The sequence below is a fragment of the Roseiarcus sp. genome, assembly GCF_052145395.1.
Classification (GTDB): domain Bacteria; phylum Pseudomonadota; class Alphaproteobacteria; order Rhizobiales; family Beijerinckiaceae; genus Roseiarcus.
Genome location: NZ_JBKQOT010000860.1, coordinates 21,962 through 28,217 on the forward strand (window position 1 = coordinate 21,962; position 6,256 = coordinate 28,217).

Below are 6,256 nucleotides of genomic sequence, written 5' to 3' on the forward strand. Positions count from 1 at the left end.
TCGCTCGCTACCGCGATATGGGGAGCGCGCTTTGCGAGCGCTTGCTCCAACTGAGCGACGCCACCTATCGCGACACGACCTTGATGACCTGAGCCTTCTCCTGAGCGCAGGAACTTGCTGCGCTGCATGTCCTATATGGGCCTGCCATTCCTTCCGCTCATTCTATACCGACCGTTTAGGCCGCCATTTTAGCCTGCTGGCATGGCATAATTAAACTTGGGTACTATATTATAGAATTAGAGGCAATTGCTTTGTCCTCTACCCTGAGTTTAAGACAGCTGCACGCGCGGCGGTTGACGACTGTGAAGGTCCCTTACGCCGCAATTGTTCGCGGAGCAGGAGGCTTCAGTGTCAGAAGAGGAAAATGCATCGAAATCGGCGTTCGACCGCAGTGGCCGGCTGGATTCCAGGTCCAATGAAAATCTGGCGAGTGCTGGAAACAGCAAGCGCACAGTGACAGAACGCGAGACCGGAATTGTCCGCCGCGGCAGGACGGTAACCGGAAGACGCCTCGCTCGCGCCGGGCAGGCGACGAAAAAGGGGACAAGACTGCGCATTGCTCTCTTTCTTGCTCTTCCTTTTATCCCCCTAGGTCTGTCGACGCCGGGATGGTGCCTGGAGCAATTCCAAGCACAGGAACCGGGTGTGTCCCGCGGCGAGGAATGCACGGCCTTTATCGAGACCGCACGTCCTGGAGGAGACGTCACCGTCCCGTATGGCAAGGTCTATCGGACCTTGACAAAAGCCCGTAAAGACGCCCGCCATCGTTGCCGCGCGACGACCTTAGCGCAAGAGGGCTGGGGCCCATGCAGAACATGGTGTGTCGAGGTCGATCATTAGCAATCTCGCCAAGACTCCGTCGGACAAATCGGCGGTCTTCGCGCAGCAAACCCGTCAGCAGACCCACCAGGCAGAGACCTGTGCAGGCCTGCCAAGTCAGCGCAGCGCGGGGGCCAGTGGCAGCCACGTTCATGTTTCATCTTCGCCCCGGTGGCCCTGGAGCGCGGCGTCCAGGCAATTGATTAAAGTCGGTTCGACGAATGGCTTGGCCAGAAAACAAACGGCTCCGGCTTCAACGCTCGGTCTCGGCTCATTTCGTCAGTGAAGGCGCTTAATCAAGATAAGCGGTACCCGATGACCCTGGGCGCGCATCGTCGCCATCGCCGCGGCGTTACTGCTCGAAACAAGAGGGGATCGTGAAGCAGACGTCGGCGTCATACGGCGCGCGTGACGCCACCCACCCAAAGTCGCCCGCCATGGGCTTCGACGATCGTGACCTCCCACGGCTGTCCTTCCGGTCGGCGCCGAGGCCTGAAATTCGTGAAAACTCGGTATCAACTTCCAACGCAATCGTAGCGCACCTCAAATGTTCAGCAGGATGCCGTCTCTCTTCAAGTTGCTGCTACGCGTCTGGAGCGATGTGGGCGCCGACGCGTATTTGCAATTCGTGCGTGACTGACTACTGAGCCGCCCGCACAAAGTTCTGGTCTGAAATTGATAAATCTGTCGGCGCCCGAATGACGACCACGCCGTGGTTTGTGGCCTCATGGCAGGAATTGCACGCGGAGGTGAGATTCGTATAGGCTTTGGAAAACGCTGTCCAATCTTTCGATTGAATAGCTTTGTGCAAATCCTCAAAAGGTTGAGCAGTTACGGACACAATCAAGTCCTTCAGCGGAATGTCGTGTTCCATGGGATGGGCTCGGCCAAGGCGATCGAACGCGCCCTTCAGATTTCCCAGTTCGTAGCCAGCAAACGACCAGTCTCCGCTCCGCGCGGCGATCCAGGCTCTGACATGGCGAGGCTGGATGGTCGCTATCATGAAGTCACTGATGCTCGGAAGATAGCTTGGCGCAGTTGAACCGGCCGGGGCATCCGATTGTGCCAAAGTCGCGCCGGGCAAGAGCGCTAGAGAGCAGTATGCCGAAGTCGCCAAGGCCAGGAGAATGCTAGATTTGCTCAAGTGCTGGTTTATCGGCATCGTAAAACTCACCTAATTGGCCCTGGCAAAGGCGGCGCGTCAGCTGGTCGCTTTTGAGGCAGATTTTTCGACGGTTAACAACGGAGCTCGTAGCGTTGCGCCGCTGCTTAGGTAACATTCATCGCGTAACTATTCTATCCTACATGGGTAGACGGAGTTGCATTCTCTGTTTGGTGAAGCCACACCTTCGTATGATCCATGGGTGTTCGCATGATCCATGGGTGAATGCGTAGCGTAGAATTGTTGGAAAAGAGGGTTGGGATGCACCCTGCATGAATATCATCAGGAAGGCGGAGTTTCGGCTGGCGTCAGAAGCGCTGTAGGGCGAGGTCCCCGACTCGCTTGGCGGCGAGCACTCGTCCAATTCGGGATCGATCTTGCGAACTTCAATCCTTCCGTCCGAAACGCCCACGCTACGAGCAGGGGCCACAGCCCGATAGCGATCATGTCGCCGGCGCCATCACGTTGGAGCGCAGCTGTACCTTGTCGCCGTCGACGAGGTTGACCGGGGGACTGAGGATGACCTGCTCGCCGGGCTTCACGCCGGCGTCCGCTTCCACCCACGTGCCGAAGTCGCGCGTCACCTCGAGCTTGCGGATCTCCGTCTTGCCGTTATTGACCACCGCGACCTGCAAGCCATTGCGGTTGAAGATGATCGCTTCGGCGGGCACGACGAAGGATGGTGTCGGTCGTGGAATCTTGAGCTCGACGGTGCAGTAGACCCCGGGCGGCAGCGCCTCGTCCCGATTGGGAATGTCGATCTCGGTCAAGAGCGTACGCGTACCGCTCTGGAGCGCGTCGGCGATCCGGGTCACCTTGCCGGGGAACTCGCGATTCGGAATTTCGGGTACGCGAATGATCGCATCCACGCCTGGCGCCACGCCGAAAGCCGCATCCTGCGGCACGTAGACAAACACTCGGATCACGTCCCTCTGCATGACCTCGAACATGAACGTGCCGGTATTGGCGTTGCCCTGCACCAGACTGCCGACGTCGACGTTGCGCTGCGTGATGACGCCGTTGAACGGCGCTGTCACTGATGCATAGTCGCGGTTCTGACGCAGCGTCATGAGCAGTTTATCCTGAGCTGCGATGTTGGCCTGCGCGACGCCAACTGCCGCATCATTCGCCTTCAGGGTCTGGACGTCGATTGTGCCCTGCTGCTGGGTCGCCCAGCCTTCATTCACCAGCGGCCGGTCCCGGTCCCAGGTCACCTGTGCGAGCTTCAAGTTGGCCTGCGCCTGGTCAAGCGCCGCTTGGAGCTGATTGCGCGTCGCTACGTTCTGGGAAATCTGATCGTCTTGCTCCGGCACCGCGAGCTCCGCCAGCGGCTGCCCCTGTTTGACCCGATCGCCGATGTCGACGAAACGCTGACCGATATAGCCGGTCGCTCGGGCATAGATCTCTGCCTGCGCGAATGCGGCCGTCGTCGCCGGCAAGGTGACGGACATGACGGTGGGGCTCGCCTTGACCGTTGCGACGCGCACGCTGGGGACGAAATCACGCTCCTGCTCCGCTGTCGCGGTCACCTCCTGCGCCTGCGAATAGTGGCTCCATGCGCCGAACGCCACGCCGCCGGCGACCAACAAGAATGCGCCCACAGCGAACACACGCATGCCCCGTCGGCGCCGCGCCTTCGGGCGAGGCTTCTGCGGGGTCTGCGGGTCACGATCGAACGGCCGGTCATCGAGATGATCGGCGGTAAACCCGTCGGTTCGATTACGAAAGCCAAGGTCATTCATCGGGAAGGTCCTCGAATACGCCACGGGCCGGGACGCCGTCGTTGCGCTTGCGCAGCACGGCAAAGAGATAGGGGACGACCAGCAAGGTGGTGGGGGTCGCGAACAGAAGGCCGCCGATCACTGCCCTGGCGAGCGCCGCATTCTGCTCCTCGCCGGCGCCGCCGATCGCCATCGGGATCATCCCGACGATCATGGCGCCGGCCGTCATCAGAACGGGGCGGATGCGAGTGTGGCCGGCGTTGATCGCAGCCCGGAACGCCGTCCTGCCAGCGAGCTGCTGCTCCCGCGCGAAGGTGACCAGGAGAATGGAGTTCGCCGAGGCTACGCCAACCGCCATGATGGCGCCCATCAGCGAGGGGACACTGAGCGTCGTGCCGGTGATGAACAGCATCGTGACGATGCCGCACAACGTCGCCGGAAGCGCCAGGATGACGACGAACGGATCTCCGAAATTCTGGTAGTTGACGACCATAAGCATATAAACGAACACGGCCGCGAACAGGAGCCCGATGCCGAGGTCCCGGAAGGAATCGTTCATGCTTTGGATCTGGCCAAGAACCTGAATCGTGTTGCCGGGCTTGAGCTGCTTCTGCAGCTCCGCGGCGATCTTGCTGATGTCATCGGAGACGCTGCCGAGATCGCGTCCCTGCACTGCGGCATAAACGTCGTACACCGGCTGGATATTGGTCTGGTTCAGATTGGTGGGAGTCACGTCCCGCCGCAACGTCGCCACGTTGCTCAAGAGCCCGGGGATGTTGGGAACGGCCTCACTCTGCAACATCGCCGCGTTGCTCAGGAGCCCGGACGTCAGCGGACCGGCGGAAGCGATCGTGGTGGACACCGGCGTGTTGCCGAGTTCACCGAGCGAGCTCTCTTGATGCTCGGGCGTCTGGACCGCAATGTAGTAGGGAATTCCGTTCGTCGGATCGGTCCAGAAGTTGGGTGAGACCTGCTCCGACGAGCTCAGGCTGATGTTGAGATCGTTGGCGACCGCCTGCGCATTGAGACCGAGTTGCAACGCCCGCGACCGGTCGATGTTGGCGATGAAAGCGGGCGCATCGAGCTCCTGCTGGAGGTGGGCGTCGGCAATGCCTGGAATGGCCGCCACGCGGCGGCGCAGCTGATGCGCCACCCTCACGTTCGTAGCGCGGTCGCGGCCGACCACGCGAGCATCGATCTGCGCCGGCAGTCCGAAATTGAGGATTTGGGTAGTCATGTCGGCGGCCTGGAAATAGAAGGTCACCGAGGGAAAGGATGCCGGCAGCGCCTCGCGGAGCCTGCGGACGTAATCGGCGGTTGGCGCGTGTCCGTCCTTTAGCGACACCAGGATCACCCCGTCGTTGGCGTTGATGGTCGACCCGTCGGTGAACGCGAGGTTGTACGTTCGTTGCGGCACCCCGAAATCGTCGACGATGAGGTCGAGGTCTCGCTCGGGGATGACCTCGCGAATCTTGTCTTCGACCTCCTGAAAAATGTGCTCCGTCGCTTCGATGCGCGTTGCGGCAGGCGCCCGGACATGAAGCTTGATCTGGCCGCCGTCGATTGCGGGGAAGAAGTCGCGGCCAACAAAGTTGAGCATGACGCCGCCCAGCGCAAGGATCAGCGCGGCGACGACCGGGACGATCCAAGGTCGTTTCAGGAGCATCGCGAGCATGCGGACATAGCCGCGACGAAGTCGCTCGAAGGCGCGCTCGAATCCCTGGTGAAAGCGCGTAAACCAGTTGCCCGAGCCAGGCGCCGCGCCGTGGTGTTCACTCTTGAGCAGCAGGCCGATGATGACGGGCGTCAAGGTCCTCGACAGCGTATAAGAGGCCAGCATCGCGAACACCACCGCAAGCCCGAGCGGCGTAAACAGGAATTTCGCCGGTCCTTCCAGGAACACAACCGACGTGAACTCGCAGCTGATCGCGAGCGTCGAGACCAACGTCGGGACGGCGATGCCCGCGGAGCCGTGCAGGGTCGCCGCGGCGAGGCTCATGCCTTCACTGCGCAGCCGGTGGGTGTTCTCGATCGTCACCGTCGAGTCGTCGACCAGAATGCCGACCGCAAGCGCCATGCCGCCGAGGGTCATGGTGTTGAGCGTGTCGCCGAGGACGTAGAGGACGACGATCGATGTCAGGATCGACAGCGGTATCGAGATCAAGACGATCAAGGTCGACCGCCATGAGCCGAGAAACAGCAGGATCATCAGCCCCGTGAGCCCGGCTGCGATCGCTCCCTCGCGGACCACGCTCGCGATCGAGGCGGTCACGAGCTTTGATTGATCGAACAGCTCGTTGATGCTCAGGCCAGGGGGCGCGGCCAGACGCGCGATCTTCAGGACGTTGCGGACCCCTTCGACGACGGCAAGCGTCGAGGCGCCGCCATTCTTGATCACGCTCAAGAGCACGGAGCGTCGACCGTTTTCGCGCACGACGTTCTGCTGCACTGCCCAGCCGTCGTGCGCCTGGCCGACATCCCTCACGAACACCGTCTGCCCGTTGGCATATGTGATCGGAATATTGTTGAGGTCGGCGATGGTCGTCGGCATCGC

At 61.2% G+C, this 6,256-nt stretch carries 4 protein-coding genes; 1 reads left to right on the plus strand and 3 read right to left on the minus strand.

Going from position 1 to position 6,256, the window contains the following annotated elements; translation table 11 throughout:
* Positions 1-348: 348 nt before the first annotated feature.
* The gene (locus tag ACLP25_RS29945; RefSeq protein WP_442472733.1) at positions 349-840 is read left to right on the plus strand and encodes a hypothetical protein; all 492 of its coding nucleotides are present in this window, start codon (positions 349-351) and stop codon (positions 838-840) included.
* 619 nt (positions 841-1,459) lie between these two features.
* Here ACLP25_RS29945 and ACLP25_RS29950 read toward each other — a convergent pair.
* The 3 genes from ACLP25_RS29950 to ACLP25_RS29960 all read right to left on the minus strand — a co-directional run.
* Complete coding sequence (locus ACLP25_RS29950; RefSeq protein ID WP_442472734.1) at positions 1,460-1,993, minus strand: cytochrome family protein; 534 nt, start codon at positions 1,991-1,993, stop codon at positions 1,460-1,462.
* A 431-nt stretch (positions 1,994-2,424) separates the two neighbouring features.
* Positions 2,425-3,723, minus strand: a complete 1,299-nt coding sequence (locus ACLP25_RS29955; RefSeq protein ID WP_442472735.1) for an efflux RND transporter periplasmic adaptor subunit — start codon at positions 3,721-3,723, stop codon at positions 2,425-2,427.
* On the minus strand, positions 3,716-6,256 hold a 2,541-nt coding region (locus ACLP25_RS29960), incomplete at its 5' end, for an efflux RND transporter permease subunit (protein WP_442472736.1). The genes ACLP25_RS29955 and ACLP25_RS29960, both read right to left, overlap by 8 nt.

What these genes read in the sequence shown, in the direction of transcription:
- ACLP25_RS29955 (WP_442472735.1), bottom strand. Translation starts at nt 3,723, where the DNA reads ATGAATGACCTTGGCTTTCGTAATCGAACCGACGGGTTTACCGCCGAT.